The sequence below is a fragment of the Prosthecomicrobium sp. N25 genome (genome assembly GCF_037203705.1).
Classification (GTDB): Bacteria; Pseudomonadota; Alphaproteobacteria; order Rhizobiales; family Ancalomicrobiaceae; genus Prosthecodimorpha.
The window spans coordinates 2,402,517-2,427,353 of record NZ_JBBCAT010000001.1; the positions used below are offsets into that span (position 1 = coordinate 2,402,517).

At 71.7% G+C, this 24,837-nt stretch carries 25 protein-coding genes; 13 read left to right on the top strand and 12 right to left on the bottom strand.

The features are described from left to right. Nucleotides 1–82: 82 nt before the first annotated feature. Nucleotides 83–280: a hypothetical protein gene (locus WBG79_RS10925; protein WP_337357135.1), complete on the bottom strand. Its 198-nt coding sequence runs from the start codon at nt 278–280 to the stop codon at nt 83–85. A 247-nt stretch (nt 281–527) separates the two neighbouring features. Beyond that, nucleotides 528–803, bottom strand: a complete 276-nt coding sequence (locus tag WBG79_RS10930) for a hypothetical protein (protein WP_337357136.1) — start codon at nt 801–803, stop codon at nt 528–530. A 185-nt stretch (nt 804–988) separates the two neighbouring features. On the opposite strand from WBG79_RS10930, the gene WBG79_RS10935 reads away from it, so the two are divergent. Beyond that, nucleotides 989–1,687, top strand: coding sequence for a hypothetical protein (locus WBG79_RS10935; RefSeq protein ID WP_337357137.1), 699 nt, complete (start codon nt 989–991; stop codon nt 1,685–1,687). A 142-nt stretch (nt 1,688–1,829) separates the two neighbouring features. Continuing rightward, nucleotides 1,830–2,039, top strand: coding sequence for a hypothetical protein (locus WBG79_RS10940; RefSeq protein WP_337357138.1), 210 nt, complete (start codon nt 1,830–1,832; stop codon nt 2,037–2,039). A 131-nt stretch (nt 2,040–2,170) separates the two neighbouring features. On the opposite strand, the gene rpmG is transcribed toward WBG79_RS10940, so the two are convergent. The 7 genes from rpmG to topA all read right to left on the bottom strand — a co-directional run bounded on the left by rpmG (nt 2,171) and on the right by topA (nt 11,338). Then, complete coding sequence (gene rpmG, locus WBG79_RS10945; RefSeq protein ID WP_337357139.1) at nt 2,171–2,338, bottom strand: 50S ribosomal protein L33; 168 nt, start codon at nt 2,336–2,338, stop codon at nt 2,171–2,173. Nucleotides 2,339–2,459: 121 nt separating this feature from the next. Continuing rightward, nucleotides 2,460–3,641, bottom strand: coding sequence for an MFS transporter (locus WBG79_RS10950; protein WP_337357140.1), 1,182 nt, complete (start codon nt 3,639–3,641; stop codon nt 2,460–2,462). A gap of 73 nt (nt 3,642–3,714) precedes the next feature. Further along, the gene (locus WBG79_RS10955) at nt 3,715–4,488 is read right to left on the bottom strand and encodes an NUDIX hydrolase (protein WP_337357141.1); all 774 of its coding nucleotides are present in this window, start codon (nt 4,486–4,488) and stop codon (nt 3,715–3,717) included. Beyond that, the gene (locus WBG79_RS10960) at nt 4,485–4,955 is read right to left on the bottom strand and encodes a DUF983 domain-containing protein (protein ID WP_337357142.1); all 471 of its coding nucleotides are present in this window, start codon (nt 4,953–4,955) and stop codon (nt 4,485–4,487) included. Before WBG79_RS10960 ends, WBG79_RS10955 begins: the two co-directional genes overlap by 4 nt. Before the next feature lie 74 nt (nt 4,956–5,029). Next, nucleotides 5,030–7,333, bottom strand: a complete 2,304-nt coding sequence (rnr, locus tag WBG79_RS10965; RefSeq protein WP_337357143.1) for a ribonuclease R — start codon at nt 7,331–7,333, stop codon at nt 5,030–5,032. Between the two features lie 432 nt (nt 7,334–7,765). Next, nucleotides 7,766–8,368, bottom strand: a complete 603-nt coding sequence (locus WBG79_RS10970; RefSeq protein ID WP_337357144.1) for a hypothetical protein — start codon at nt 8,366–8,368, stop codon at nt 7,766–7,768. Nucleotides 8,369–8,626: 258 nt separating this feature from the next. Next, entirely contained in the window at nt 8,627–11,338 is a 2,712-nt protein-coding gene (gene topA, locus WBG79_RS10975; protein WP_337357145.1) for a type I DNA topoisomerase, read from the bottom strand. A gap of 409 nt (nt 11,339–11,747) precedes the next feature. Between topA and WBG79_RS10980 the strand changes: the two genes are divergently transcribed. From WBG79_RS10980 to WBG79_RS10990, 3 genes are all read left to right on the top strand, one after another. Beyond that, nucleotides 11,748–11,921: a hypothetical protein gene (locus tag WBG79_RS10980; RefSeq protein WP_337357146.1), complete on the top strand. Its 174-nt coding sequence runs from the start codon at nt 11,748–11,750 to the stop codon at nt 11,919–11,921. Nucleotides 11,922–12,073: 152 nt separating this feature from the next. Then, complete coding sequence (locus WBG79_RS10985) at nt 12,074–12,403, top strand: hypothetical protein (protein WP_337357147.1); 330 nt, start codon at nt 12,074–12,076, stop codon at nt 12,401–12,403. A 59-nt stretch (nt 12,404–12,462) separates the two neighbouring features. Next, nucleotides 12,463–13,419 carry an AEC family transporter gene (locus WBG79_RS10990; protein ID WP_337357148.1) on the top strand — a complete coding sequence of 319 codons (957 nt, stop codon included), beginning with the start codon at nt 12,463–12,465 and terminating at the stop codon, nt 13,417–13,419. Here WBG79_RS10990 and WBG79_RS10995 read toward each other — a convergent pair. Beyond that, on the bottom strand, nt 13,404–15,053 hold the full coding sequence (locus tag WBG79_RS10995) for an acyl-CoA dehydrogenase family protein (RefSeq protein ID WP_337357149.1): 1,650 nt from the start codon (nt 15,051–15,053) through the stop codon (nt 13,404–13,406). The genes WBG79_RS10990 and WBG79_RS10995 overlap by 16 nt on opposite strands. A 469-nt stretch (nt 15,054–15,522) precedes the next feature. On the opposite strand from WBG79_RS10995, the gene WBG79_RS11000 reads away from it, so the two are divergent. The 4 genes from WBG79_RS11000 (at nt 15,523) to dprA (ending at nt 19,741) form a co-directional block, all read left to right on the top strand. Then, complete coding sequence (locus WBG79_RS11000; RefSeq protein WP_443147424.1) at nt 15,523–16,473, top strand: aspartate carbamoyltransferase catalytic subunit; 951 nt, start codon at nt 15,523–15,525, stop codon at nt 16,471–16,473. A gap of 13 nt (nt 16,474–16,486) precedes the next feature. Further along, nucleotides 16,487–17,818 carry a dihydroorotase gene (locus WBG79_RS11005; protein WP_337357151.1) on the top strand — a complete coding sequence of 444 codons (1,332 nt, stop codon included), beginning with the start codon at nt 16,487–16,489 and terminating at the stop codon, nt 17,816–17,818. 54 nt (nt 17,819–17,872) lie between these two features. Next, nucleotides 17,873–18,469, top strand: coding sequence for a glycerol-3-phosphate 1-O-acyltransferase PlsY (plsY, locus tag WBG79_RS11010; protein ID WP_337357152.1), 597 nt, complete (start codon nt 17,873–17,875; stop codon nt 18,467–18,469). 159 nt (nt 18,470–18,628) lie between these two features. Continuing rightward, complete coding sequence (gene dprA / locus WBG79_RS11015; protein WP_337357926.1) at nt 18,629–19,741, top strand: DNA-processing protein DprA; 1,113 nt, start codon at nt 18,629–18,631, stop codon at nt 19,739–19,741. 16 nt (nt 19,742–19,757) lie between these two features. Here dprA and WBG79_RS11020 read toward each other — a convergent pair whose 3' ends face one another. Together WBG79_RS11020 and ruvX are read right to left on the bottom strand one after the other, a co-directional pair. Then, a complete protein-coding gene (locus tag WBG79_RS11020; protein WP_337357153.1) occupies nt 19,758–20,360 on the bottom strand; it encodes a glutathione S-transferase family protein in 603 nt (200 codons plus the stop codon). Between the two features lie 44 nt (nt 20,361–20,404). Beyond that, a complete protein-coding gene (gene ruvX / locus WBG79_RS11025; protein WP_337357154.1) occupies nt 20,405–20,899 on the bottom strand; it encodes a Holliday junction resolvase RuvX in 495 nt (164 codons plus the stop codon). Between the two features lie 150 nt (nt 20,900–21,049). On the opposite strand from ruvX, the gene WBG79_RS11030 reads away from it, so the two are divergent. The 4 genes from WBG79_RS11030 (at nt 21,050) to WBG79_RS11045 (ending at nt 24,747) form a co-directional block, all read left to right on the top strand. Next, nucleotides 21,050–21,769 (top strand): metal-dependent hydrolase, encoded by a 720-nt coding sequence (locus WBG79_RS11030; protein WP_337357155.1) that lies wholly within the window; start codon nt 21,050–21,052, stop codon nt 21,767–21,769. Nucleotides 21,770–21,981: 212 nt separating this feature from the next. After that, nucleotides 21,982–22,269 carry an Asp-tRNA(Asn)/Glu-tRNA(Gln) amidotransferase subunit GatC gene (gatC, locus tag WBG79_RS11035; protein ID WP_337357156.1) on the top strand — a complete coding sequence of 96 codons (288 nt, stop codon included), beginning with the start codon at nt 21,982–21,984 and terminating at the stop codon, nt 22,267–22,269. Between the two features lie 46 nt (nt 22,270–22,315). Further along, on the top strand, nt 22,316–23,794 hold the full coding sequence (gatA, locus tag WBG79_RS11040; RefSeq protein WP_337357157.1) for an Asp-tRNA(Asn)/Glu-tRNA(Gln) amidotransferase subunit GatA: 1,479 nt from the start codon (nt 22,316–22,318) through the stop codon (nt 23,792–23,794). After that, complete coding sequence (locus WBG79_RS11045; protein WP_337357158.1) at nt 23,794–24,747, top strand: hypothetical protein; 954 nt, start codon at nt 23,794–23,796, stop codon at nt 24,745–24,747. The genes gatA and WBG79_RS11045 overlap by 1 nt, the downstream gene beginning before the upstream one ends. Nucleotides 24,748–24,837 lie beyond the last annotated feature (90 nt).

Sequence of the window (24,837 nt, forward strand, 5' to 3'; positions counted from 1 at the left end):
TCGCAGGCCGATACCGGACAGAATTCGGGGCGCCCTTGGGGCGCCCCATCCTGGATCTCTTGGTGGGAAGGTAGGGGCGCGCCTAGCGCTGCCCGCCCTGCTGGCCGCCGCCGCTGCCGCCGCGCTGCCCGCCTTGGCCGCCCTGACCCATGTCCTTGTCGCCCTTGCGCGACGGCTCCTGGGTCTGCTGGCCCGGGCGGCCGCCCTGCTGCCCGCCTTGTTGTCCGCCCTGCTGCCCGCCCTGGTTCATCTGGTTCTGGTCACGACGATCGTTGTTCATGGTCGTTGCCTCCTGTCCCAGCCCGCCGACCGAACCCACCCCCGCTGGTTTGGTTCCGTACGAAGGGAGGCCGGTGACACGGCCGGCGAGACCCTCCGCGCTTCGCCCCACGGCCCCGGACGAGGCCACTGCGATCGCGACGACGATACCGTCCGCCCCCTTCGCGGGTACCTCTCGGATCCGACGGGGAAGGGGATGGAGAGGGGGCGCCGTGCGGTCCGGACGGAGCACGGCGCCCGGTTTCGGGTTACTTGTTGTCGGTGCAGGTGGTGGTGCCGGAGGCGGTCGTCACGCAGGTCTGGGTCTTGCCGGACCCCGTGGCGCTCGAACCGGCCGCCGCACCGGCGCCGGCCCCGACCGCGCCGCCGACCGCAGCCCCGACCGGTCCGCCCACGATGGCGCCGCCGACCGCGCCGGCTGCACCGCCCGCGACGGCGCCGCCCACGGCGTTGCCGTCCTGCGCGAGCGCGGGGAGGGTGACGAAGGCGGCCGCGGCCGCGAAGGCGATGGTGATGCTGCGCATGGGAGATGCTCCTTGGTTGTGGTGCCTCTCCAGCAACCGCCGGCCACGCCTCCGGTTCCCGCTCTCCGATCACCGCCGTTCACGAGCCGCTCCGTCCGCGCAACGCCGTCGTGATCCGAGTTTATTGGCCCGATCCGGCGAGCGGGCGCATGATTCCGGAAGGTTGGACTGCCCTGGGTGCTGCCATGAATCGTCTCGCTCTCGCGATCCTGGTCTCGCTGTTCCCGATGCCCGCCCTCGCGCAGACGGCGGCCACGCTGATCTGCGCCAATCCGGCCTCCGCCCTCGAGAAGGCCGTCTGTGCCTCGCCGTCCCTCTACACGGCCTATCGGGGCATGGAGGAGGCGTTCCGCGGCGCCCAGCGCCGCTTGCGCGGCCCCGGCTCGGATGCGCTCGCCCGCGACCAGGCCGCCTTCCTCGATTCGATCCGGCAGGGATACCGGGCCGCCGCCCAGGCGACCGACCCCGAAGCGGGGCTCGGGCCGGACGACGAGCTGGCGCGGCGCCTGAGGGAACGGTCGGACGCCCTCGCCACCCTGTCCCCCGCGCGGGAAGGGCTCGGCGGGGCCTGGATGAACTTCAAGGTCAAGCTCTCGCTGCGCCCGATCCGCCACGACCTCTGGGAGGCGAACCTCGTGATGGATCGCTACGCCATCAACGCCACGTCCTGCACCGTCCGGCTGAGCTTCCGCAAGAATGCGGACCGGTCTGCGGCGTCGGAAACCGACCCGGCCACACCCGGGGCCGCCGGTGGCTTCGCCTTGCAGCTCGACGGCGAGACCCTGAGCCTCCACCGACCCGAGGACGTGCAGCGTTCCTGCGGCCAGTTCTTCGACCGCCACGCCACACTGTTCCGCACCGCCCAGTGGAGCGCGCGGGACTGAGGCCGGGCTCGTCCGGGTCGGCCTCGAGGAAGCCGAGGCTTTGCCGGGCCTCTGCCGCGGGCCGGGCCGCGGATTCAAATTGACAGGAAAATGAATATGACAACGATGACCACACCTAACAGTCCGGTCAGCGAAGTCACCCGTGAACCAGCCGCTCCCTGATTTCGGCCTCGAACTGGTGGTCGCCGGCCTGATGGTCCTCGTGATCCTGGCCCTCCTCCTGTTGCGCTTCGAGGCGAGGCTGCTCGGTCGGACCCGTCGCACGCGGTCCCCGCACGGACACGCCCCGCGAGACGGCCGCTCGCCCGGGGCCCGCCTGACCCGGACAATGGGCTCGAAGCCCGAGCGCTGAGGGCGGGCCACCCGCCGAATGTCCAGGCCGCGAACGCTCCCCCTGTCGGCACTCGCAAAAGCCAGAAACGAAAAAGCCGCCCCGGATGGAGCGGCTTCGTGGCATGCCTGCGGGCCGGTCGGCCCGGCCGGTCACTTGATCTTGGATTCGCGGAACTCGACGTGCTTCTTCGCGACCGGGTCGTACTTCTTGAACGACAGCTTTTCGGTCTTGGTGCGCGAGTTCTTCTTGGTGACGTAAAAATAGCCGGTGTCGGCGGAGGACACGAGCTTGATCTTGATCGTGGTGGCCTTGGCCATCGGATGAACCTTCCCGGTGCGGAGGGCCTCCGTGTCGGGGCGGCCCTATGACGAAGGCCCGCGTGCGGCACGCGGGCCCCTTGTTCTGTGGGCGGATAACTGACCCATGCGGGCCGGCTTGTCAAGGTTTCCGCCGCGGTCCGATGAAGGCCACCGCGCCCACATAGGCGGCGAACAGGAGCGCGATCACATAGGCCGCGCCGTGCGGCGGGTGGGCATCGAGGCCGATGCCGATGGAAGGCGGCCCGGCCATCATGCCGACCGCGTACATCATCACGAAGGTGGCGTTCGCGGCCGCGAGATCGGCCCCGGAATACCGGTTGCCGAGATGCGTGATGCCCACCGTGTAGAGCCCCGCCGTGACCCCGCCCCAGACGAACAGAACCGCCAGCAAGGCCTCGAAGCGGACCGACGCCGCCGGCAGCGCGAGCGCCCCGGCGACGCCGACGAGCGCGCAGGTGACCAGCAGCCGCGGCCGGTCGACCCGGTCGGCGAGGAGGCCGAGCGGCACCTGCAGGGCGACGTTGCCCAGCGCCGCGGCCGTCACCATCAGCGCCGCGTCGGCCTCGCTGTGCCCGAGCCTCAGGCCGTAGACCGGCAGGATCGCCATGGCGCCGGATTCCACCGCCCCGAACGCGAGCACAGCCAGCATCGCGGCCGGCACCGCCCGGACGAAGCCGAGGACGGAGCGCCGGCCGTCGCTGCCGTGCAAGGGCGGCGGCTCGCCGCGCGCCATGAGGGCGGGACCGATCGCCGAGGCCATCACGGCGGCCCCGATGGCGAAGGGCGCGAATCCCTGGCTGCCTACCGACGCGAGCAGGAGCGGCCCGACCGCGAAGCCGAGCGACAGCACGGTCGCGTAGATCCCCATCACCAGCCCGCGCCGCTCCGGCGGGGCGAGCGAGGAGATCCAGAACTCGGACATCACAAACGCGACCCCGATCGCACCGTGGAACAGGAACCGCAGCGGGAACCAGACCCAGAACTCCCGGGCGGCATGAAAGCCGAGGAAGCTCACCGCCATGGTCAGCAGCGCCGCCACGAGGAGACGGAGCGTCCCGATCCGGATCGCCAGGGGAGTCACCAGCGGCGTCACCGCCAGGGCGGCGATGCCGGCGACCGCGGTGTTGATACCGATCCAGCTCCCCGAGATGCCGCGCGACTCCAGCACCAGCGCGAGCAGCGGCAGGCCGAGGCTGAGGCCGGTTCCCACCGCCCCGGCCGAGGCGATCATGGCGGCGAGGGCGGCCATGCGCGTCCGGGTCATCGAGGCGGAGGCGGACGGCGAGGCGGGCGAGGTCATGCGGCTCCGGGTGCTTTTGCGAGGCGCCTTACATAGGGCGCCCCGTACGAAGCAGCCATGACGGGGGCGCGTCTCAGATCAGCACGCGCCGGAAGCCCTTGCCGAGCCAGTAGTAGAAGGGCACGGCTCCGGTGGGATCGAGCCCGGGGTCGGACTCCAGGCGATGCGCGATCTCGTCCAGGATCGTGACGGTGATCGGCGGGATCTCGGTCTTCTTGGCCTCCTCGAAGGTCAGCCAGGCGACGTCCTCGAGCTCCCCGGACGGGCCTAGCCCGTCCGCCGTCCGGTCCGCCACGTCTCCCGCGAAACAGGCGAGGAATCGCGTGTCGAACCGGCGCGGCCGGCGCGGCGGCGTGATCGCCCGGGCCACGAACCGCAGCGCCCCGAGCCCCGGCAGGAGTCCGCGCTCCGAGAAGGCGGCGAGCTCGCCCTTGAGCGCCGGCACGCCGCCCTCCGGCCTGCGCCCGATCAGGAAGCCGGCCTCCTCGTAGGTCTCCCGGATCGCCGCGACCCCGAAGGCGCGCACCCGAGCCGCCGTCTTCGGCCCCTTCAGCGCCGCGGCGAGCTTGTCCCGCGTGAGCGGGTCGAAGTCGTCTGCGAGCGGCGTGCGGCTGTCCATCGGGTCGACGCGCCCGCCCGGGAACACGTAGGCGCCGGGGAAGAACTTGTGCCGCATGTGCCGCCGGCCCATCAGCACGCGCACCGGCCCGCCGGCGGCCCGGTCGAGGATCAGCAGCGTCGCCGCATCCTTCGGACGAAGGTTGTTGGCGACGAACACCCGGTCGGCGGTGTTGAGCCTCTGGACGGCCTCCGACAGCCGCCCGGTCTCCTGGGTCTTCTCGGTCATAGACGTCCTTCGATGCGGACCTCCGCGGGACGCGGTTCCGGCAGAGCCTCGTCGTCCCCCGCGGGGTTGAAGCCGTGCATGCGCAAGGCCCATTGCAGTCCCACGATAGCGCCCTTGATCGGCCGGAGCAGCGCGATCGAAAGGACGAGCGTCAGCGGCAGCCACAGCGCCGCATGGATCCACAGGTCCGGCCGCCAGGTCTTCTCCACGAAATACATGGCGGGGATCACCACATGGCCGACGATGAAGATCGTCGCATAGGGCGGGAAGTCGTCCGCCCGGTGGTGGTGCAGCGCCTCGCCGCAGACCTCGCAATGGTCGACGACCTTCGTGTAGCCGTTGAAGAGATGGCCCTCGCCGCAGCTCGGGCAGCGTCCGATCGCGCCGCGCTTCATGGCGGTCCCGACCGACCGCTCCGGCAGGGCTGCGGCCAGGGCCGCGGTCTCGTCGCCGTATTTCACCGACATCGCCGTCCGTCCTCGTGCGATGGGCAGCCGCGTCGCGCGCGGATCGCCCTGGGTTCGCGGCCTCCTCGGCCGCGTCATCGGGGCCGGGATCGCCCGGTCCTGGTACTCGTCCGCGCCCGCACCGAGCGGGGCGGCCCGCCGGGCCCGTTCCGTCCGCGCGGGATCCGCCCGGGCGGCTTCTGGTAGCTGCCCTCGGTCAGGAGTTCGAACCGCAGGGCACCCGCGAAGGGCTGGGCCTCGACGAGCCGAACCTCCACGGTGTCGCCGAGCCGGTGCGTCTCGCCCGTGCGGCTGCCGATCATGGCCCGGCTCTTCTCGTCGTAGATATAGTAATCGTCACCGATGGTTGAAGCCGGGATGAAGCCGTCCGCCCCGGTTTCGTCGAGGCGGACGAACAGGCCGGACTTGGTCACCCCCGAGATCTTGGCCCGGAACGTGGCGCCGATCCGGTCCATGAGCCAGCGCGCGACCAGCCGGTCGATGGTGTCCCGCTCGGCCGCCATGGCGCGCCGTTCCGCCGCCGAGATCTCGGTCCCGATCGCCTCCAGCTTGTCGTCGATCGTCTCCGGCAGCCCGTCGCGCCCGAGCCGCAGCGCGCGCACCAGCGCCCGGTGCACGATGAGGTCGGCGTAGCGGCGGATCGGGCTCGTGAAATGCGCATAGCGCCGGAGATGCAGCCCGAAATGCCCGATGTTCAGCGGCGCGTACTCGGCCTGCGCCTGCGAGCGCAGCACCACCTCGTTGACGAGCCCCGATTCCGGCTTGTCGGAGAAGCGGGCCAGGATGGCGTTGAAGTTGGCGGGCTTGATCCCGCCCTTCATGCCGATCTTGATCCCGAGCGTGCCGAGGAAATCCTTCAGCCCCTCGAGCTTCTCCGGCGAGGGCGCGTCGTGGATCCGGTAGAGCAGGGGAGTGCGGTGCTTCTCCAGCGTCTCCGCCGCCGCCACGTTCGCCTGGATCATGAACTCCTCGATCAGCTTGTGCGCGTCGAGGCGTTCCGGGACGACGACGCGGTCGACGGTGCCGTCCGGCTTCAGGAGGATCTTGCGCTCCGGCAGGTCGAGGTCGAGCGGCTCGCGCGCCTCGCGCCCGCGCTTCAGCACCGCGTAGCCGGCCCAGAGCGGCTTCAGGATGCGGTCGAGCAGCGTATCGGTCTTGTCGTCCGTCCGTCCGTCGATGGCGGCCTGCGCCTGCTGGTAGGAGAGCTTGGCGGCCGAGCGCATCATCACCCGGTGGAACGTGTGGCTCTGCTTGCGCCCGTCCGCGCCGAAGATCATCCGGACCGCGAGTGCCGGCCGTTCTTCCGTCTCGCGCAGGGAACAGAGGTCGTTGGAGATCCGCTCCGGCAGCATCGGCACGACCCGGTCCGGGAAATAGACCGAATTGCCCCGGTGCAGGGCCTCCCGGTCCATCGCCGTGCCCGGCCGCACATAGGCCGCCACGTCCGCGATTGCCACCGTGATCACGAACCCGCCCGGATTGGCCGGGTCCGCATCCGGTTCGGCATGGACCGCGTCGTCGTGGTCCTTGGCGTCGGGCGGATCGATGGTGACGAGCGGCAGCCTGCGCCAGTCCTCGCGGCCGTCGAGCCCGACCGGCGCGGCCTCCTCGGCCTCGCGCAGCACGCCGGCGGGGAAGACATGCGGGATGTTGTGCGCATAGAGAGCGATCTGGCTGACCGCCTTCTCGGACGCCATCGACCCGATCACCTCGCGCACCTTGGCGCGCGGCAGGCCGAGGCGGCTCGAGCGGATCACGTCGAGCGCCACGAGGTCCCCGTCCCGGGCGCCGCCGAGGTTCTCCACCGCCACCGCGTATTCCTTCGACTTCTTGTCGATCGGCACGACCCGCGCCCCGCCGGGAGCGACCCGCAGGATGCCGAGGGCGGCGGCCGGCTTGCGGTCGAGCACGCGCATGACGCGCCCGTTCGCCCCGACCCCCTCGGGGAGCCGGTCCGAGGGCTCCGAGATGCGCATCAGGATGCGGTCGCCGACCCCGGGTTGCGGTCCGGCGCGCCGGCCGCGGTCGGGGATGACGAGGATCTTCGGTGCCGGCCCGTGCTCGTCCTCGTCCCACTCGTCGGGAACGGCGAGGAGTTCGCCGTCCGCGTCCCGGCCGACGATGTCGGCGACCAGCACCTCCGGCAGGGCCCCCGCGCGCACCAGCTTCTTGCGCCGCTTGGTGACGGTGCCCTCCTGCTCCAACTCGGCGAGGAGCCGCTTCAAGGCGATCTTGGCCCCGCCCTTGATCCCGAAGGCGCGCGCGATCTCGCGCTTGCCCGCCTGGCCGGGATGCTCGGCCAGGAAGGCGAGGATCTCGTCGCGGGAAGGCAGTTGGCCGGTACGGGCGGCGGGGGTCGACGTCGGGTTGCGCGGCACAGGTGCTCTCGTCCGTTCGGGCGGGCTCGCGGCGGGGACATTAGACGGAAGCGTGGCCGCTGTCCCCTGTCACGGCGCGCGTCTGCTCTGAAGCGCAATGAGGGAGGTCCGCAATGGTTCCGGGCTCGCGGCCCGGGCGTGGCCTGGTCAGCCGTAGCCAGGCGCCGCGCCGGTGCGATACCGGGAAGGCCTCACCACGAGTGTCACCCCGGCCATCGCGCCGGGGCCCATTGGCCGCCCCACGCGGCACGACCGAACGATGCAGCACCCTATGCAGACAGGCTGAGCCAATAGATCCCGGCTCGATGGCCGGGATGACACCCGTGGGAAAGTCGGGCGGCGAAGCAGCGCTTCCTCTGCGGGACCCCCGGCGATGCGAGTGAGCGGCCCCAGGCGCTCACGGCGCGCCGAGACCCGGGGCAGGGGAGGAAGTCATCCCCGGACGGACTGGCCGCGCCGGCGCCGCCAGGCCAGATAGCCCGCCGCCGCGGCGACCAGCGGCAGTCCCGCGCCGGCGACCGGCCCCGGGACCTCGGAGACCGACAGGTTGCCGAAGCCGAGCGTGCGGTCGGCCCCGGTGCCCTCGGCGGTGAACTTGGTGTCTCGCGCGTAGACGCCGATGGCGATGTACTGCGTCGCACCCGACGCCACGAAGGTCAGCGCGTGGCCGAAGACGGTCTGCGCGGCACTGACGAAGCCGCCCGGAGAGCCCGCGACCGGCGGGTTCGCCCGGTTGGCCGGGAGGTTGAGCGGGCTGGCGGGCGACAGCGTGAAGCCGACGAAGGCGCTGGTCGCGTTATCGGCGTTGCTGCCGGCATTGGTGAAGAAGGTGCCGAAGTCGAAGCTGTACTTGGCCCCGACGGTCAGCCCCGAGAAAAAGCCGGACGACCACACCCAGTTCTTGAGGCTGGTGACCGAGCCCACGTTCTGGCCCGAGGCGGTGCCGGCGAGGTTCGGCGCCGTCTGCGCGGAGGCGGGCGAGAGGCCCGTCGCAAAGCCGAGAGCGATCAGGACGGCAAGGGACCTGCGGAGCATGGCGGCCTCGAGACGAAGTGCGCGAAACGCGACGAGAGAACGGCAACGGCATCCCGCAGCGAAAGCCATACGAGGGCCCCCGCCATCCGTCAACGCCATCCTTTCCGAATGGTTAACGGCCGGGCGCCCGCAGCACGGAGGGGCTGGCCCCTTTCACCGCCCTCATCCCCGCAGTCCCGGACAAGGCGCGTGAGCGCCGCACATCCGGGAACCGGTGCGGGCAGCGGATGTGAGGCGTCGCCGTGCCGGACGCCTCTGTCAGGCCCCCGACGCCCGCTTGCGCGGCGCCGGCTTGGCGGCGGCCCCGGAGGACGCCGCGGTTGCCTTGTCGCCCTTGGCGGACGCCTTGGACTTGGCCGCCGGAACCGCCTTCGGCTTGGCCGCGGCGTCCGACTTGGGCTTGGCGGGGGCGGCCGCGGCCGGCTTCGCGGCCCGGCCACGCACCGGCTTGGCCGGCGTCTTGCCGGCCTTCTCGGCGAGGAGCGCGACGGCGACGTCCATGCCGACCGATTGCGGGTCCATGCCCTTCGGCAGCGTGGCGTTCACTTTTCCGTGGCTCACATAGGCGCCGTAGCGCCCGTCGCGCACCGTGACCGGCCCGCCGAGCGTCGGGTGCTCGCCGAGCTCCTTGAGGGCCGCCGGGGTCGACCGCCCGCTGCCGCGGCTCGCCTTCTCGGCGAGGACCGCCACCGCCCGGTTGATCCCGACGGTGAAGACCTCCTCCGCGCTCGGCAGGTTCGCGTACTTGCCGTCGTGCAGCACGAAGGGGCCGAACCGCCCGATGCCGGCCTGGATCGGCTTGCCGGTCTCAGGATGGGTGCCGACCTCGCGCGGCAGGTCGAGGAGCGCCAGGGCGCGCTCCAGGTCGATCGTCGCCGCGTCCCATCCCTTCGGCAGGCTGGCGCGCTTCGGCTTCTCCCCCTCGCCGACCTGCAGGTAGGGCCCGAACCGGCCCGGCCGCACCGTGACCGGCTGCCCCGTCGCGGGGTCCGTGCCGAGCACGCGGACGCCGTCGCCCGCCGAGCCGTCCGCGCCGTCGCCTTCGCCGTTCGAGGCCTGGAGCTGGCGGGTGAAGCGGCACTCCGGATAGTTGGAGCAGCCGATGAAGGCGCCGAACTTGCCGAGCTTCAGCGACAGCCGGCCGCCGCCGCAGGACGGGCAGGCCCGCGGGTCGGCCCCGTCGGCCTTGGCGGGGAAGATGTGCGGGGCGAGGAGCGTGTCGATCGCCTCCAGCACCTGCCCGACCCGCAGCTCGCGCGTCCCCTCGATGGCGGCGTGGAAGTCCTGCCAGAAGCGGCGCAGCACGTCCTTCCAGGACAGCTCGCCGGCCGAGATCTTGTCGAGGCTCTCCTCCAGGTCCGCCGTGAACCCGTATTCGACGTAGCGCTGGAAGAAGCTCTCCAGGAAGGCGATGACGAGCCGGCCCTTGTCCTGCGGGATGAGCCGGCGCTTGTCGAGGACCACGTACTCGCGGTCGCGCAGCACCTGCAGGGTCGCCGCGTAGGTCGACGGGCGGCCGATCCCGAGCTCCTCCATCTTCTTCACGAGAGTCGCCTCGGTGAAGCGCGGCGGCGGCTCGGTAAAGTGCTGGTCGGCCGTGATCTTCCGGCGCGCCAGCGCGTCCTTCTCCTTCATGGACGGGAGGCGGCGGCCCTCCTCGTCCTCCTCGTCGTCGCGCCCCTCGGAATAGAGCGCCAGGAAGCCGTCGAAGCGCACCACGCTGCCGGTGGCCCTCAGGTCGCAGCGCTCGCCGCCCCCCTCCGCGACGATGTCGACGGTGGTCCGTTCCAGGACCGCGGCCTCCATCTGGCTCGCCACCGCCCGCTTCCAGATCAGTTCGTAGAGCCGCGCCTGCTCCGTATCGAGGTAGCGCGCGACGTCGCGCGGCCGGCGGGAGAGGTCGGTCGGCCGGATCGCCTCGTGGGCCTCCTGGGCGTTCTTCGCCTTGGTCTCGTAGAGCCGCGGCCGTTCCGGCAGGTACTTGTCGCCGAAGTCCTGGCCGATCACCTTCCTGATGCCCGCGATCCCTTCGGGCGCGATCTGCACACCGTCGGTCCGCATGTAGGTGATGAGGCCGACCGTCTCGCCGCCGATGTCGACGCCCTCGTAGAGCCGCTGGGCGGTCTGCATGGTACGCGAGGCGGAGAGGCCGAGCGCGTAGTTCGCCGCCTGCTGCAGGGTCGAGGTGGTGAAGGGCGGGAACGGGTTGCGGCGCACCGGCTTCGATTCGACGCCGGCCACGCGGAAGCTCGCCCGCTCCAGCATCTCCTTGATCCGGGTCGCCTCGCCGCCGGTCTTGACGTCGAGACGGCCGAGCTTCTGCCCCGAGAAGCCGACCACCCGCGCGTCGAACTCCTCGGCGGCCGGCGTGGCGAGGCGCGCCACGATCGACCAGTACTCCTGCGCCACGAAGGTCTCGATCTCAAGCTCGCGGTCGCAGATCAGCCGCAGCGCCACGGACTGCACTCGGCCGGCCGAGCGCGCGCCGGGAAGCTTGCGCCAGAGGACCGGCGACAGGGTGAAGCCGACGAGATAGTCGAGGGCGCGCCGCGCCAGGTAGGCGTCCACCAGGTCGGCGTCGATGATGCGCGGGTTGCGCATGGCATCGAGGACGGCCTGCTTGGTGACCGCGTTGAACACCACCCGTTCGACAGGCTGCGACTTGAGCGCGCGCTTCTCCTTGAGCACCTGGAGCACGTGCCAGGAGATGGCCTCGCCCTCGCGGTCCGGGTCGGTCGCCAGGATCAACTTGTCGGACCCCTTGACCGCCTGGGCGATGTCGGAGAGCCGCTTGGCCGCCTTGCCGTCGACCTCCCAGTCCATGGCGAAGTCCTCGTCCGGCCGGACCGAACCGTCCTTGGCGGGCAGGTCGCGGACGTGGCCGTAGGACGCCAGCACGGTGTAGTCCGAGCCGAGATACTTGTTGATGGTCTTCGCCTTGGCGGGCGATTCCACAATGACGACGTTCATGGGCTGTCGGCTCGGAAAATTGACGGGTGTCTATGTCTGGCTGACGATGAATCCGGCCGAGAATCGGCGACAGGACCGCCACCCCGGAGTGAATTCGACGCTGGCTTGGCCCGACGCGACAGACCGGGGCCGTGATGGCCGCCGCCGGCTCGTCGGTGCGCCCCATCAATTGGACGCCGCGGTGGTCCGGGTCAAGCCCGCCTCCCGGCCCCTGCTGCCTCGATACACGTCCGATGCTACCTCTGATAGATAGACGTTAGGTCATCTACTGCTACGATGAGTTGCAGGAAGGCGGCCGGACCGTTCTCGCTGAACGGGGCCGCAAGGGGCGTCGGGCCGGTCGGCGTATGCCGCCGGTCGCCCTTCGGATCGAATCGGGACAAACATGATGACGTCGAACGAGAGGCCGATGTCGCCGGCCGATACGGCGGCCTACGTGGAGCAGGTCGCGGCGGGGCTGCAGGCGCTGGCGGCGCGCAGCCAGCTCGGATTCCTGGCCTATCTCATCGACATGGTGCGCGAGGAGGCCGCCGCCGAAGCCTTGCGGAGCGCGCCGCCGCGCAAGTTCGAGCGCGCTCGGTAGGAGCCCGCGGCCGGGGGCCTGTGGCCGATCCGCAACGTCGCTCGGCAACCGCCGGGCGGGGCGCGCGCGGGCCGCGATCCGCCGCAGCCGCGCCCCGTTCAGGTCATGATCGGGATCTATCCCCGCTTCGTCTTTGCAGGGGATCGTCAGTCATGATCACGGACGCGAGAACGCGCCGCCTGGGCGCGATCGCGGTGGCGGTCGTCACAGCCGTCGCCGGCGCCTGGATCTCCGCCTCGAGCGGCGAACTCCAGCCCGTGGCGCTGCCCGTCGTGTTCGGCGTGGCGCTCGCGACCGCCATCGACCCGCGCCTCTGGCTCCTCAATCTCGCGATCACCGGCGCCGGCCTCGTGCTGGTCGACCTGGTGCCGGCGTTCGGCGGCGGACCGGGGCAGGTCGATACGCGCCTTCTCGCCTCCGCGCTGGTCCCCGCCTTCATCGGGGCGGCCATGGTGCGCCTCGCCTGCCGCTCGGCCCTCTAGGCGTTCTTGACAAGCGGCCTGCGGCGCCGTCCCGTGTGGCGCCCCCGCCGGATGTGCCGATGCTCGCCGCCATCGAGAACCTCGTTCCCGTCTTCCTGCTCCTCGTCATCGGCTTCGCCATGCTGCGCACGGGCCTGGTGCCGGCCGAAGGCTGGGTCGGCCTGGAGCGGCTCCTCTACTACGTGGCCTTCCCGGCCCTGATCGTCGCCTCGCTCGCCAAGGCGAGCTTCTCGGGCGCCAGCGCCGGTGGACTGGTCCTCGCCATGCTGGGCGCCCAGGCGGTCGTCGCGGGTGTCGCCATCGCGGCCCGGCCGCTGCTCCTCGGACGCTTCGGCGGCAGCCGGCCGGGCTTCACCTCGGTGATGCAGGGGGTGGTGCGCTGGAACACCCTGGTCGCGCTCGCGGTGATCGGCAGCCTCTTCGGGGCGGAGGCGGTCTCACTCGCCGCCTTCGGCCTCGCAGTGATGATTCCGGTCGCCAATGTCGTCTCGGTCGCCACGCTGGCCGTCGACGGCGCCCCCGAGGCCGGCCGCACGGACGAGCCGCTCGCCCGGCTGGTCGCCCGCCAGCTCGCCACCAATCCGCTCGTGATCGCCGTCGCGGTGGGACTCCTGATCTCGCTCACCGGACTGGCCCTGCCGAAGATCCTGCGGACGACGCTCGACCTGCTCGGCCAGGCCTCCATCGCCACTGGCGTCCTCGTCGTCGGCGCCGGGCTGGATCCGCGCCAGATCCGGCCGGACGGGACCGTGATGCTCGCCACCTTGCTGAAGCTGGTGGTCACCCCGGCCCTCATGATCGGCTTCGGCGTCCTCGCCGGCGTCGAGGGGCTCGCCCTCTCGGTGCTCGCGGTCTGCGGCGCGGTGCCGACCGCCTCGGCCTCCTACGTGCTCGCCCGCCGCATGGGCGGCGATGCGCCCCTGATGGCCCGCATCGTGGCGACCCAGACCGCGATCGCCATCCTCACCATGCCGGCCGCCCTCTGGCTGGCAACCCGCCTTCAGACGCCCGGATAGGCGTAGTCGACGATCCCCGAGGCGTCGTAGCGGCCGTCGAGCATGCCGTAGCTCGCCCGCCACGCGCCGGAGAGCCGCGTGTCCAGGAAGGCGTCCGCGATCGCCCGCGGGGCGAACCGGTGCAGCGCCGCGGCCGCGCCGGTCAGCGCCAACTGCTCGATCAGGATCCGGGCCGAACCCTGGTCCTCAGCGCAAGCCGCCGCCGCCCCGCGGATCACGTCGAGCGATGTACCCGCCTCCCGCCCGAGGTCCTTCTCGAACTCGGTGAGGGCCGCGTCGAGCACGGCCGGCGCCGAATCGAGGAGCGCGATCAGCTCCAGCGCGATCTGGTTCCCCGCGCCGCCCCACCACGCGAAGGCCGGGGCGTCCCGCAACGCCCGCCCCGCCTCGCTCTCCTCCACATAGCCGTTCCCGCCGACGCACTCGGCGCACTCCGCCGCCACGGACGGGGCGATCTTGCCGATCCAGTAGCGCGCGGCCAGCGTCATGAGCTTCCAGTAGGCGTCCTCGATCGGGTCGATGTCCGACCGGTCGCGCGCCAGCCCGATCCGGATCGTCAGCGCGGTGGCCCCCGCCACGTCGAGGGCGGCGTCGGCCAGGACGCGGGCCATGAGAGGCTGGTCGAGGAGCCGCTGGCCGGAGACCGTCCGGTGCCGGACGTGATGCGCCGCCTGGGCCACCGCTCCGCGCATGAGCCCGGCCGCGATGGTGGCGGCATCGTGCTGGAGGCACTGCAGTGCCTCCGTGAAGAGCCGCGTCCCGTCGCCCTCCGCGCCGATCAGGAGGCCTTCCGCCTCCGCATACTCGACCTCCGCGACGCCCAGCGCCCTGAGGCCGAGCGTCGGCTTGAGGCGCTGGATCCGGACGGCGTTGAGCGTGGCATCCTCCCGGAAGCGCGGCACCAGGAAGGCCGAGGGACCGTCGGGCGCCGCCGCCAGCACCATGGCGGCGTCCGCCATCGGCGCCGCGACGAACCACTTGTGGCCGGTCAGCCGGTAGCGCCGGCCCTCCTGCCGCGCCGCGACCGTCGTCGTGTCGACGGCCGCGATCCCGCCCTGCTTCTCGGTGTAGGCGATCGAGACCGTCAGCCCCGCCTTCCCGGCGGCCGGGACGGCCCGGTGGTCGTAGCGGCGCGCGGCGGTCCCGTCGAACCAGGGCGCCGCGAGCTCCGGCGTGCCGGCGAGCGACGGGCCCGCCGCGGCGGTGGCCGACCAGGCGAGCAGGTGCGACGCCTCCGACTGCGCCGCCAGGAAGATGCGGGCGGCGCGGAGCGTGAAAGCCCGGCCGACCTCGTCGGCAAGCGCGCGGTCCGGCACCCCCGCGCCGAGTCCGGCTTCCGCGCTGCGGCGCATGAGCGCATGCCAGGCCGGATGGTACTCGACCAGATCCGTCCGCCGGCCCTGGGCGTCGTGGGTCCTGAGCCGGGGCGGGTTCTGGTCGGCGAGCCGCGCGAGCTCGCGGGCTTCCAGGCTTCCCCAGAAGGCGCCGTGCCGCGTCAGCAGGTCCTCGGCGACGTCGTCGAGCGTCGGCTCGAGGGCGCCGTACAGGATCGGGTCGGTCTCGAAGGCGTTCCTGGGCGGCGGCGGGGGAGGCTGGTTGTAGACCTCGTGGGTCTCGTAGGGCGTTGACGGCATGCTCCCCTGGGCCTCGCGACTCGCCACCTTGCCCGCAAGCCTACCACGGCTTCCGCTACGTGCGCCCGGACCTCGGCCCGCCCGCCAGGCCGCAAGTGCGGTTGCAGCAGCCCCGAAAGAAGTCAGAAGACCTGACCTATTCGGCGGCGCCCGGAAACTTGGAATGTTCGATGTCGATGGGTCCGCCGTCGGAGCCGATATTGACAAAATGCGAAGCAACGGTTATGAGTACTGTCCAGACCCGTACTGCTTACGCACCGGGTATTGAACCTCCTGCGCCGCGCGCGGGGGCTGGTCCGGCTCTTGTGCCTCATGGCCCGCCGGATCTTCGGCTGAAAGGGGCACGACCATCCGCGAGGAGGTCGTGCCTTTTTCCTTGGCCGATGCGCTGCCCGAAAATTGACCGTGGACGGGCGGCGCCGCCGCTTGCCCGGGGCGGGCCGAGAGCCTATAGGCTCGGGCTTCGATGATGAGCGCCAGCGGCCCACGCGGGATCTTCCCCCACAAGCACCTCCTCGGCATCGAAGACCTGAGGCCGGAGGAGATCGTCATGCTCCTCGACCGGGCCGAGGAACAGGTCGCCGTCTCCCGCCGGGTCGAGAAGAAGCGGCACGTCCTTTCCGGGCGCACACAGATCAACCTCTTCTTCGAGGCCTCGACCCGCACCCAGTCCTCCTTCGAGATCGCCGGCAAGCGGCTCGGCGCCGACGTCATGAACATGGCGGTCGCCACCTCGTCGGTGAAGAAGGGCGAGACCCTGATCGACACGGCGACGACCCTCAACGCCATGCGGCCGGACATCCTGGTCGTGCGCCACCACGCCGCCGGCGCCGTCCACCTGCTCGCCCGCAAGGTCAGTTGCTCGGTCGTCAACGCCGGCGACGGCGCCCACGAGCACCCCACCCAGGCCCTGCTCGACGCCCTGACGATCCGCCGCCACAAGGGCGCCATCCGCGGCCTCGTGGTCGCCATCTGCGGCGACGTCGCCCACTCCCGCGTCGCCCGCTCCAACATCATCGCCCTCAATGCGCTCGGCGCGCGCGTCCGGGTCGTCGGCCCCTCGACGCTGATGCCGAAGGGCATCGAGCGGATGGGCGTCGAGGTCTTCACCCGCATGCGCGAGGGCCTGAAGGACGCCGACATCGTCATGATGCTGCGCCTCCAGCGCGAGCGCATGAACGGCTCCTTCGTGCCCTCGGTCCGCGAGTACTTCCACCACTGGGGCCTCGACCAGGAGAAGCTCGACTACGCCAAGCCCGACGCGCTGGTCATGCATCCGGGGCCCATGAACCGCGGCGTCGAGATCGATCCGGAGGTGGCGGACGGCCCGCAGAGCCTCATCGCCGCTCAGGTCGAGATGGGCGTCGCGGTCCGCATGGCGGTGCTGGAATCCCTCGCCGAACAGCTGCCGAACGATTGAGGACGCGCCGCGGATGATCCCGACCCCGCTCACCCGCCGCGCCACCGACCAGCCCCCGGTCGTCTTCCGGAATGCCCGCATCGTCGATCCCTCGCGCGATCTCGACGCGGTCGGGACCGTGGTCGTCGCCGGCGGCCGGATCCTCGCCGCCGGACCCGAGGCCCTGAACCAGGGCACGCCCGAGGGCGCCGAGGTCGTCGAGGCCGAGGGCCTGGTCGTCGCGCCCGGCCTGGTCGACGCCCGGGTCTTCATCGGCGAGCCCGGCCACGAGCACCGCGAATCGCTCGCCACCGCCAGCCGCGCCGCGGCCGCCGGCGGCGTCACCACCCTCGTCACCATGCCGGACACCGACCCGGTGATCGACGACCCGGCGCTGGTCGACTTCATCCTGCGCCGCGCCCGCGACGACGCCCGCGTGCGGGTCCACCCGATGGCGGCGCTCACCAAGGGTTGCCTCGGCCAGGAGATGAGCGAGATCGGCCTGCTCGGTGAAGCCGGCGCCATCGCCTTCACGGACGGCCGCCGGTCGATCGCCAACGCCAACGTCATGCGCCGCTGCCTGACCTACGCCCGCGACTTCGGCGCCCTCATCGTCCACCACGTCGAGGAGCCCACGCTCGCCGGCTCAGGCGTCGTCAATGCCGGCGAGTTCGCGACGCGCCTCGGCCTGCCCGGCATCCCCCGCGAGGCCGAGACGATCATGCTCGAGCGCGACATGCGCATCGTCGGGCTGACCGGGGGCCGGTACCACGCCGCGCAGATCTCGACGTCCGATTCGGTCGAGATCGTGCGCCGCGCCAAGGACCGCGGGCTCGACGTCACCTGCGGGGTCTCGGTCAACCATCTCTGTCTCAACGAGATGGATATCGGCACCTACCGTTCGTTCCTGAAGCTCTCGCCCCCGCTCCGGGCCGAGGACGACCGCATCGCCGTGGTCGACGCGCTGGCGGACGGCACGATCGATTTCGTCGTCTCCAGCCACGACCCGCAGGACGTCGAGACCAAGCGGCACCCGTTCGCCGAGAGCGCGGACGGGGCGGTCGGCCTGGAGACGCTGCTGCCCGCGGCCCTGCGCCTCGTCGCCGACGGCCGCATCGGCTGGCCGGCCCTCGTCGCCGCGCTGTCGACCCGCCCCGCCCGCCGTCTCGGCCTGGACGGCGGCAGCCTGAAGCCGGGCGCGACCGCGGACCTGATCCTCGTCGACCCGGCGGTCTCCTGGGTGCTCGACCGCGCCGCGCTCCTCTCCCGCTCGAAGAACACGCCCTTCGAGGACGCCCGCTTCGAGGGCCGGGTCCTGCGCACCCTCGTTGCCGGCGAGACGGTGCACCGCTACCGTGACGCCTGATCCCCGCCGCATCACCGCCGCCGCCCGGCCCCGGCGCGGCGTCGAGGCCCGCCCATGATCCCCATCCTCGTCGCGCTCGCCTTCGGATACCTGATGGGCTCGGTGCCCTACGGCCTCGTCCTGACCCGCGCGGCCGGCCTCGGCGACATCCGCGCCATCGGCTCCGGCAACATCGGCGCCACCAACGTCCTGCGCACCGGCAACAAGAAGCTCGCCGCCGCCACCCTGCTGGCCGACGCGCTCAAGGGGACCGCCGCGGTCCTGATCGCCGGCGCCTGGAGCCGCGACGCCGCCATCGCGGCCGGCCTCGGCGCCTTCCTGGGCCATCTCTTCCCGGTCTGGCTCGGCTTCAAGGGCGGCAAGGGCGTGGCGACCTACATCGGCATCCTCCTGGGACTGCACTGGCCCGCCGTGCTGGTCTTCGCCGCCGTCTGGCTTCTCTGCGCCTGGACGACCCGCTACTCCTCCCTCTCGGCGCTGACCGCCGCCGTCGTGGTACCGCTCGCGACCTGGCTCCTCCCGGGCGTCGCCGCCGAGCCGCGCCTCGCGCTGGTCCTCGCCGCCATGACGGTCCTGGTCTTCGTCCGCCACAAGGCCAACATCGAGCGCCTCCTCGCCGGGACGGAATCGAGGATCGGCAAGAAGGGGTAGGGGCCTATACAACTAGAAGAATAGGAATGTGATTTTCCGGTTGTGCTCGGCCCGCCCCGATTCGACAATGCTCCGGTCCCGCCCGGAGCTCCTCCCGTGCCGCTCTTCCGTTCGACCCAGCGTTCGCCGGTTCCCGCCGAGGTTCGCCGCCCGCCCGGCGTGTTCCACATCCGCCTCTCCGCGGACCAGCACTTCGCCTGGCTGAAGCTCATCCGCACCGAGAATGTCGGGCCGGCGACCTTCATCGAGCTGATCAACCGCTACGGCTCCGCCGCCGCCGCCCTGGAGGCCCTGCCGGAGTTGGCACGCCGGGGCGGGCGCGACCGCATCAGGATTCCGCCCGACGACGAGATCCGCCGCGAGATCGAGGCCGGGGCACGGGCCGGCGCGCGGATGGTGGCGCTGGGCGAGGCCGGCTATCCGGCCTATCTGCGCGCCGTCGAGGGGCCGCCCCCGGTGGTCTGGGTCCGGGGCTCCCTGGACCTCCTGGCGAAGCCGCTCGTGGCCGTCGTCGGGTCGCGCAACGCCTCCCTCTCCGGACGCAAGCTCGCCGCCATGCTCTCCCGCGGGCTCGGGGCCGAGGGGCTGGGCGTCGTCTCCGGCCTCGCCCGCGGCATCGATGCGGCCGCCCACGAGGCGGCCTTGCCGACCGGCACGGTCGCGGTGCTGGCCGGCGGTCTCGACCGGGTCTATCCGCCCGAGAACGAGCCGCTCCTCGCGCGCATCGTCGGGGAGGGCGGCGCGGCCTTCTCGGAGATGCCTTTCGGCTGGGAGCCGCGCGCCCGCGACTTCCCCCGCCGCAACCGCCTCATCTCGGGCATGAGCCTGGCGGTCGTCGTGGTCGAGGCTGCGCGACGGTCCGGCTCCCTGCACACCGCCCGCTTCGCCGCCGAGCAGGGCCGGGACGTCTTCGCCGTCCCGGGCTCGCCGCTCGACCCGCGCGCCGAAGGCTGCAACGACCTGATCCGGAACGGGGCGACCCTCGTCGCCAATGCCGCCGACATCGTCGAAGGCCTCGCCCCGCAGATCGGCCGCGACCCGCCGGAGCCGAGCGCCTGGGAGCCCGAGGTCGACCCGCCGGACGACGCCGGCCCGCCCGAGGACCTGCGCGCCCGGATCCTGGAGGCGCTCGGGCCGACCCCCGTCGCCGTCGACGAACTGATCCGCGACGTCGGTGCCCGCCCGGGCCTGGTCCAGACGGTGCTCCTCGAACTTGCGCTCGCGGGCCGGCTGGCGCGCCATTCGGGCAACCGGGTCAGCCTGCTCCTGTGAGCCCGGCCGGGGCCCGTCAGGCCCCCGCGACGTTGATCGCCTGCGCCCGCTGGAAGGCCGGCCGGGCCCGGCAGCGCTCCAGATACGCCACCATGGCGGGCCGCTCGGGCAGGATCTTGAACTGCGCCATGCCGAAGTTGAGGTCCGACCCGATCGCGACGTCGGCGGCCGAGAAGTCCGCGCCGAGGAGCCAGGGCCGGGCCTGCGACGTTGCCTGCTCGAGCACGTCCACGACCCGGTCGAAGCTGCCCCATCCGGCCGTCGACGCGGGCATCTGGATGCCGGTGAACTTCTCGGTGATGGCCGCCTCGATGCAGCCGGCGGCGAAGAAGAGCCAGCGCAGGTAGTCGCCCCGGCGCGGGTCGCCGACCGGCGGCGCCAGCCGGGCCTCGGGGCAGCGCTCGGCCACATAGGCGTAGATGGCGCCCGATTCGGCCACCTTCACGTCCCCGTCGACCAGGGCCGGCACCTTCATCATGGGGTTGATGGCGCGGAACTCCTGCGTCGCCTGCTCGCCGTTGCGGATATCGACGAGGACGCGCTCGTAGGGCACGCCGGCCTCCTCGAGCAGCCAGAGTGCGCGCAGCGAGCGCGATTGCGGGGCCCAGTAGAGCTTCATCGGTCCGTCTCCGGTTAGGGGCTCATGGTGCCGCGGCGAATGCGTCAATCCCGGGGCCCTTGCAGCGGCCCGCGCTGCATGCGGTCGAGCGCGCCCTGCAGGATGAAGGCGGCCGCCATCTTGTCGACGAGCTCCGCCCGCCGGGCCCGGCTCGCATCGGCATCGAGCAGCGTGCGGGTGACCGCCGCAGTGGAGAGCCGCTCGTCCCAGTAGGCGACGGGGAGGGCGGTCCGGCCCGCGAGGTTGCGCACGAAGGCGCGTGTCGCCTGAGCCCGCGGGCCTTCCGATCCGTCCATGTTGAGCGGCAGCCCCATGACGATGCCGAGAACCTGGTGCTTCTCCGCGAGCTTGAGCAGCGCGTCCGCGTCCGCGCCGAACTTCGTCCGCCGGATCGTCTCCAGCGGCGACGCAATCCGGCGCCCGAGGTCGGACAGCGCCAGCCCGATCGTCTTCGTCCCGAGGTCGAGGCCCATGACGCGCCCGGACGGCGGCAGGGCGGCAAAGAGGGTGTCGAGGGGGAGGGCGGGGTCGCTGGCCATGGCCCCTCTTAGCCGAAGCCCGCAGGACGCGCCATCGCGGGCGGCCCGAGACGACGGCGCGCGGGACGATCCGGGGGCGTCGACGCCGGCCCGGCATCCGCTATAGTCCGCCGCGATGACGGCCTGAGGCCCGGCTCGGAGGACGGCGCGATGAAGATCACCTGGTACGGCCATTCCTGCTTCCGCATCGAGATCCCGGCGGAGAACGACAAGGGCCGGGTCGAGATCGTGCTCGACCCCTTCGTCAACGGCAATCCGATGGCGCCCGTCGGCCTCGACGAGATCGCCGAGGGGCTCGACCACATCCTGGTCAGCCACGGCCACGACGACCACATCGGCGACCTCCTGCCGCTCGCCCGCGCCTCCGGGGCGACCGTGACGGCCAACTGGGAGATCGCCATGTGGGCGAACTCCCACGGGGTGGAGGCGATCAACCCGATGAACTCCGGCGGCACGGTCGACCTCGGCGCCTTCAAGGTGACGCTCACCCCGGCGCATCACTCCTCCGCCAAGTCGAACGGCGACGGCACCTTCGCCTACCTGGGCAACCCGCACGGGATCGTCGTCACCCCGAAGGCCGGCCCCGCCCTCTACTACGCCGGCGACACCGACATCTTCGCCGACATGGGCCTCATCGGCGAGCTCTACGAGCCCAAGATCGGCATCCTGCCCATCGGCGACCGCTTCACCATGGGCGCCCGCACTGCCGCGCTGGCGGCCCGCCGCTACTTCAAGTTCACGGACGTGATCCCCTGCCATTACAAGACCTTCGGCCTGTTGGATCAGACGCCGGATCAATTCGTGAAGGCGATGGAAGGGTCGGGTGTGAAGGTGCACACGCCGGATCCGGGCGGCGTGGTCGAGGTCTGACGCGGCCGCCTTTCCGATTCGAGCGGATCGGCAGATCCTCATCCGCACGCCCCTGCCACGTCCCGGGTGGAGCGCATCTGGTTCGGCTGAGGCAGCCCTTGCGATATCCGCGTTGCGCCGGCTTCCAGGCCGGTGCTAGAAGGCGGGCCGAGCGTGGGCTTCGGCCCGCCTTGCCTTCTTCTGTGCCGTTCCGCCGAACCGGGATCCCGCCCATGTCCGTCGACATCGCGACCGTCCGCCGCGTCGCCCATCTCGCGCGCATCGCCGTGGAGGAGGCCGAGCTGGCGAAGCTCCAGGGCGAGTTGAATTCGATCCTCGGCTTCGTCGAGCAACTGAACGAGGTGGACGTGACGGACGTCGAGCCGATGACTTCGGTCACCCCGATGACGATGAAGATGCGGCAGGACGTCGTGAGCGACGGCGGCTATCCCGAGAAGATCGTCGCCAACGCGCCCATGGCCGAGGACCACTTCTTCGTCGTCCCCAAAGTGGTCGAGTGACCCACCCCGCCGCCCGCCGCGCCTGCCAGAACCCGGACCGCCGCCCGTGACCGATCTGACCCGCCTGTCCATCGCCGAGGCCCGTGACGGCCTCAAGGCGAAGTCCTTCACCGCGGTCGAGCTGACCGAGGCCTACCTCTCGGCCATCGAGAGGGCCCGCAGTCTCAACGCCTATGTGCTCGAAACCCCCGACCGGGCCCGCGCCATGGCGGCCCGCTCCGACGCGCGGCTCGCGACGGGAGAGTCCGGCCCCCTGGAGGGCATCCCTATCGGGGTGAAGGACCTTTTCTGCACCGAGGGCGTCCGCACGACCGCCTGCTCGCGGATTCTCGGCACCTTCGTGCCGCCCTACGAATCGACCGTCACCGCCAACCTGTGGGCCGACGGCGCCGTCATGCTCGGCAAGCTCAATAACGACGAGTTCGCCATGGGCTCGTCCAACGAGACCTCCGCCTTCGGCCCCGTCACCAATCCGTGGCGGCGCAACGGCGACGACCGCGCCCTCGTGCCGGGCGGCTCCTCGGGCGGCTCGGCCGCGGCGGTCGCCGCCTGGCTCTGCGCGGGCGCCACCGGCACCGACACCGGCGGCTCGATCCGCCAGCCCGCCGCCTTCACGGGCATCGTCGGCATCAAGCCGACCTACGGCCGCTGCTCGCGCTGGGGCATCGTCGCCTTCGCCTCCTCACTCGACCAGGCCGGCCCCTTCGCCCGCACCGTGCGCGACGCCGCCATTCTCCTGAAGAGCTTCGCCTCGGTCGACCCGAAGGACACCACCTCGGTGGACCGCCCCGTGCCGGACTACGAGGCGGCGGTCGGCCGGTCCGTCAAGGGCATGGTGATCGGCATCCCCAAGGAGTACCGGGTCGACGGCATGCCGGCCGAGATCGAGGCGCTCTGGCAGCAGGGCATCGCCTGGCTGAAGGGCGCCGGCGCCGAGATCCGCGAGATCTCCCTCCCGCACACGAAATACGCCCTGCCGGCCTACTACATCGTGGCACCCGCAGAGGCCTCGTCGAACCTCGCCCGCTACGACGGCATCCGCTACGGCCTGCGCGTGCCCGGCAACGACATCGTCGACACCTACGAGAAGACCCGCGCCGCCGGCTTCGGCGCGGAGGTCCGCCGCCGCATCATGATCGGCACCTACGTGCTCTCCGCCGGCTACTACGACGCCTACTACGTCCGCGCCCAGAAGGTCCGCACCCTCATCAAGCGCGACTTCGAGCTGGCCTTCCAGGCGGGCGTCGACGCGGTGCTCACCCCCGCGACCCCGTCCTCGGCCTTCGGCATCGGCGAGAAGTCCGGCGGCGATCCGGTCGAGATGTACCTGAACGACATCTTCACCGTGACGGTGAACATGGCGGGCCTGCCCGGCATCGCGGTCCCCGCCGGCCTCGACGGCCAGGGCCTGCCGATGGGCCTGCAGCTGATCGGCCGGCCCTTCGACGAGGAGACCCTGTTCCAGGTCGCCCAGGTGATCGAGGACGCGGCCGGAACCTTCTCGCCCGAACCCTGGTGGGGTTGATGGCCGGTCCCGGCCGCCGCGCGAAAGGCGGCGCCCTGCTCGCCGCCGCGTGCCTTGCGGCCTTGCCCGCGGCGGCTCAGGGCGTCAAGACCTTCTCGGCCCAGGACCTCATGAAGGGCACGACCGCCACCCGCGAGCAGTGCGCGGCCCTTCCCCGGTCGGTCTTCGTCGAGGCCCTCGGGGAGCGGATCTGCATCCGCTACTACATGTCCGGCCCCGCGCAGGGCCGCTCGGCGACGGTCTTCTTCCCCGGCGACAGCTTCGGCGCCGACCCCAAGGGCCGCCTCGTCCCGGACCCTGGCTACCTGACGCAGGCCCCGGAATATCTCGACGCGGCGGTCCGCGTGTGGTCCCAGCGGCTCGGCTCCCCCGTCATCTTCTTCGGCCGCATGGGCCTGCACGGCTCCTCGGGCTGGCACGGCAACCGCCGCACCCGCCTGGAAGTGGCCGTCACCCGCGCCGCCCTCGACGCCATCAAGGTCCGCGAAGGCGTGACCGGCTTCGCGGTCGTCGGCCAGTCGGGCGGGGGCCTTCTGGCCGCGGCGGCGCTGGCGGCCCGCGACGACGTCTCCTGCGCGGCGATCGCGTCGGCGCCGCTCGACTTCAACGCCTTCGCGCGCCGCTTCGGCATCACGGTCCGGCTCGACGGCAAGCGGGCCCACTACGACGGGCTGGCCGATGTCCCGGCCGCGGCCGCCCGCACCGGCTCGCGGGTGATCGTCCTGACCGACCCGGACGACAAGGACGTGCCGGCCTCCACGCAAACCCCTTATGTCGAGGCCCTGCGGGCCGCCGGGGCGCGTCCCCTGCACCTCTTCACCGCCGGCCGCCTGAACCATGCCCTGACCGAAAAGGCCATGTTCGCCACGGCGCTCTGCCTCTCCGGCAAGCCGGACCAGGAGATCGAGAAGCGCTACGGCCGCACCGCCGCGGACGACCTGCCCCCGCCGTGAGGCGAGAGACGAGCCGTTTCGGCATGCCGGGTCCATGGCGGACGGCTCGCCTCACCAGAGGCTGACAGCCGGCCACCTCTCATGTCAGCC

Excerpts from the sequence above, each read along its gene's own strand:
- rpmG (WP_337357139.1), bottom strand. The coding sequence starts at position 2,338 with ATGGCCAAGGCCACCACGATCAAGATCAAGCTCGTGTCCTCCGCCGAC.
- WBG79_RS10960 (WP_337357142.1), bottom strand. The coding sequence starts at position 4,955 with ATGTCGGTGAAATACGGCGACGAGACCGCGGCCCTGGCCGCAGCCCTG.
- WBG79_RS10990 (WP_337357148.1), top strand. The coding sequence starts at position 12,463 with ATGCTCGCCGCCATCGAGAACCTCGTTCCCGTCTTCCTGCTCCTCGTC.
- WBG79_RS10930 (WP_337357136.1), bottom strand. The coding sequence starts at position 803 with ATGCGCAGCATCACCATCGCCTTCGCGGCCGCGGCCGCCTTCGTCACC.
- WBG79_RS10995 (WP_337357149.1), bottom strand. The coding sequence starts at position 15,053 with ATGCCGTCAACGCCCTACGAGACCCACGAGGTCTACAACCAGCCTCCC.
- WBG79_RS11045 (WP_337357158.1), top strand. The coding sequence starts at position 23,794 with ATGGCCGGTCCCGGCCGCCGCGCGAAAGGCGGCGCCCTGCTCGCCGCC.
- WBG79_RS11005 (WP_337357151.1), top strand. The coding sequence starts at position 16,487 with ATGATCCCGACCCCGCTCACCCGCCGCGCCACCGACCAGCCCCCGGTC.
- WBG79_RS11030 (WP_337357155.1), top strand. The coding sequence starts at position 21,050 with ATGAAGATCACCTGGTACGGCCATTCCTGCTTCCGCATCGAGATCCCG.
- topA (WP_337357145.1), bottom strand. The coding sequence starts at position 11,338 with ATGAACGTCGTCATTGTGGAATCGCCCGCCAAGGCGAAGACCATCAAC.
- WBG79_RS11020 (WP_337357153.1), bottom strand. The coding sequence starts at position 20,360 with ATGAAGCTCTACTGGGCCCCGCAATCGCGCTCGCTGCGCGCACTCTGG.
- WBG79_RS10985 (WP_337357147.1), top strand. The coding sequence starts at position 12,074 with ATGATCACGGACGCGAGAACGCGCCGCCTGGGCGCGATCGCGGTGGCG.
- ruvX (WP_337357154.1), bottom strand. The coding sequence starts at position 20,899 with ATGGCCAGCGACCCCGCCCTCCCCCTCGACACCCTCTTTGCCGCCCTG.
- WBG79_RS10955 (WP_337357141.1), bottom strand. The coding sequence starts at position 4,488 with ATGACCGAGAAGACCCAGGAGACCGGGCGGCTGTCGGAGGCCGTCCAG.
- WBG79_RS10980 (WP_337357146.1), top strand. The coding sequence starts at position 11,748 with ATGTCGCCGGCCGATACGGCGGCCTACGTGGAGCAGGTCGCGGCGGGG.
- gatC (WP_337357156.1), top strand. The coding sequence starts at position 21,982 with ATGTCCGTCGACATCGCGACCGTCCGCCGCGTCGCCCATCTCGCGCGC.
- WBG79_RS10950 (WP_337357140.1), bottom strand. The coding sequence starts at position 3,641 with ATGACCTCGCCCGCCTCGCCGTCCGCCTCCGCCTCGATGACCCGGACG.
- WBG79_RS10970 (WP_337357144.1), bottom strand. The coding sequence starts at position 8,368 with ATGCTCCGCAGGTCCCTTGCCGTCCTGATCGCTCTCGGCTTTGCGACG.
- WBG79_RS10925 (WP_337357135.1), bottom strand. The coding sequence starts at position 280 with ATGAACAACGATCGTCGTGACCAGAACCAGATGAACCAGGGCGGGCAG.
- WBG79_RS10935 (WP_337357137.1), top strand. The coding sequence starts at position 989 with ATGAATCGTCTCGCTCTCGCGATCCTGGTCTCGCTGTTCCCGATGCCC.
- WBG79_RS11000 (WP_443147424.1), top strand. The coding sequence starts at position 15,523 with ATGAGCGCCAGCGGCCCACGCGGGATCTTCCCCCACAAGCACCTCCTC.
- plsY (WP_337357152.1), top strand. The coding sequence starts at position 17,873 with ATGATCCCCATCCTCGTCGCGCTCGCCTTCGGATACCTGATGGGCTCG.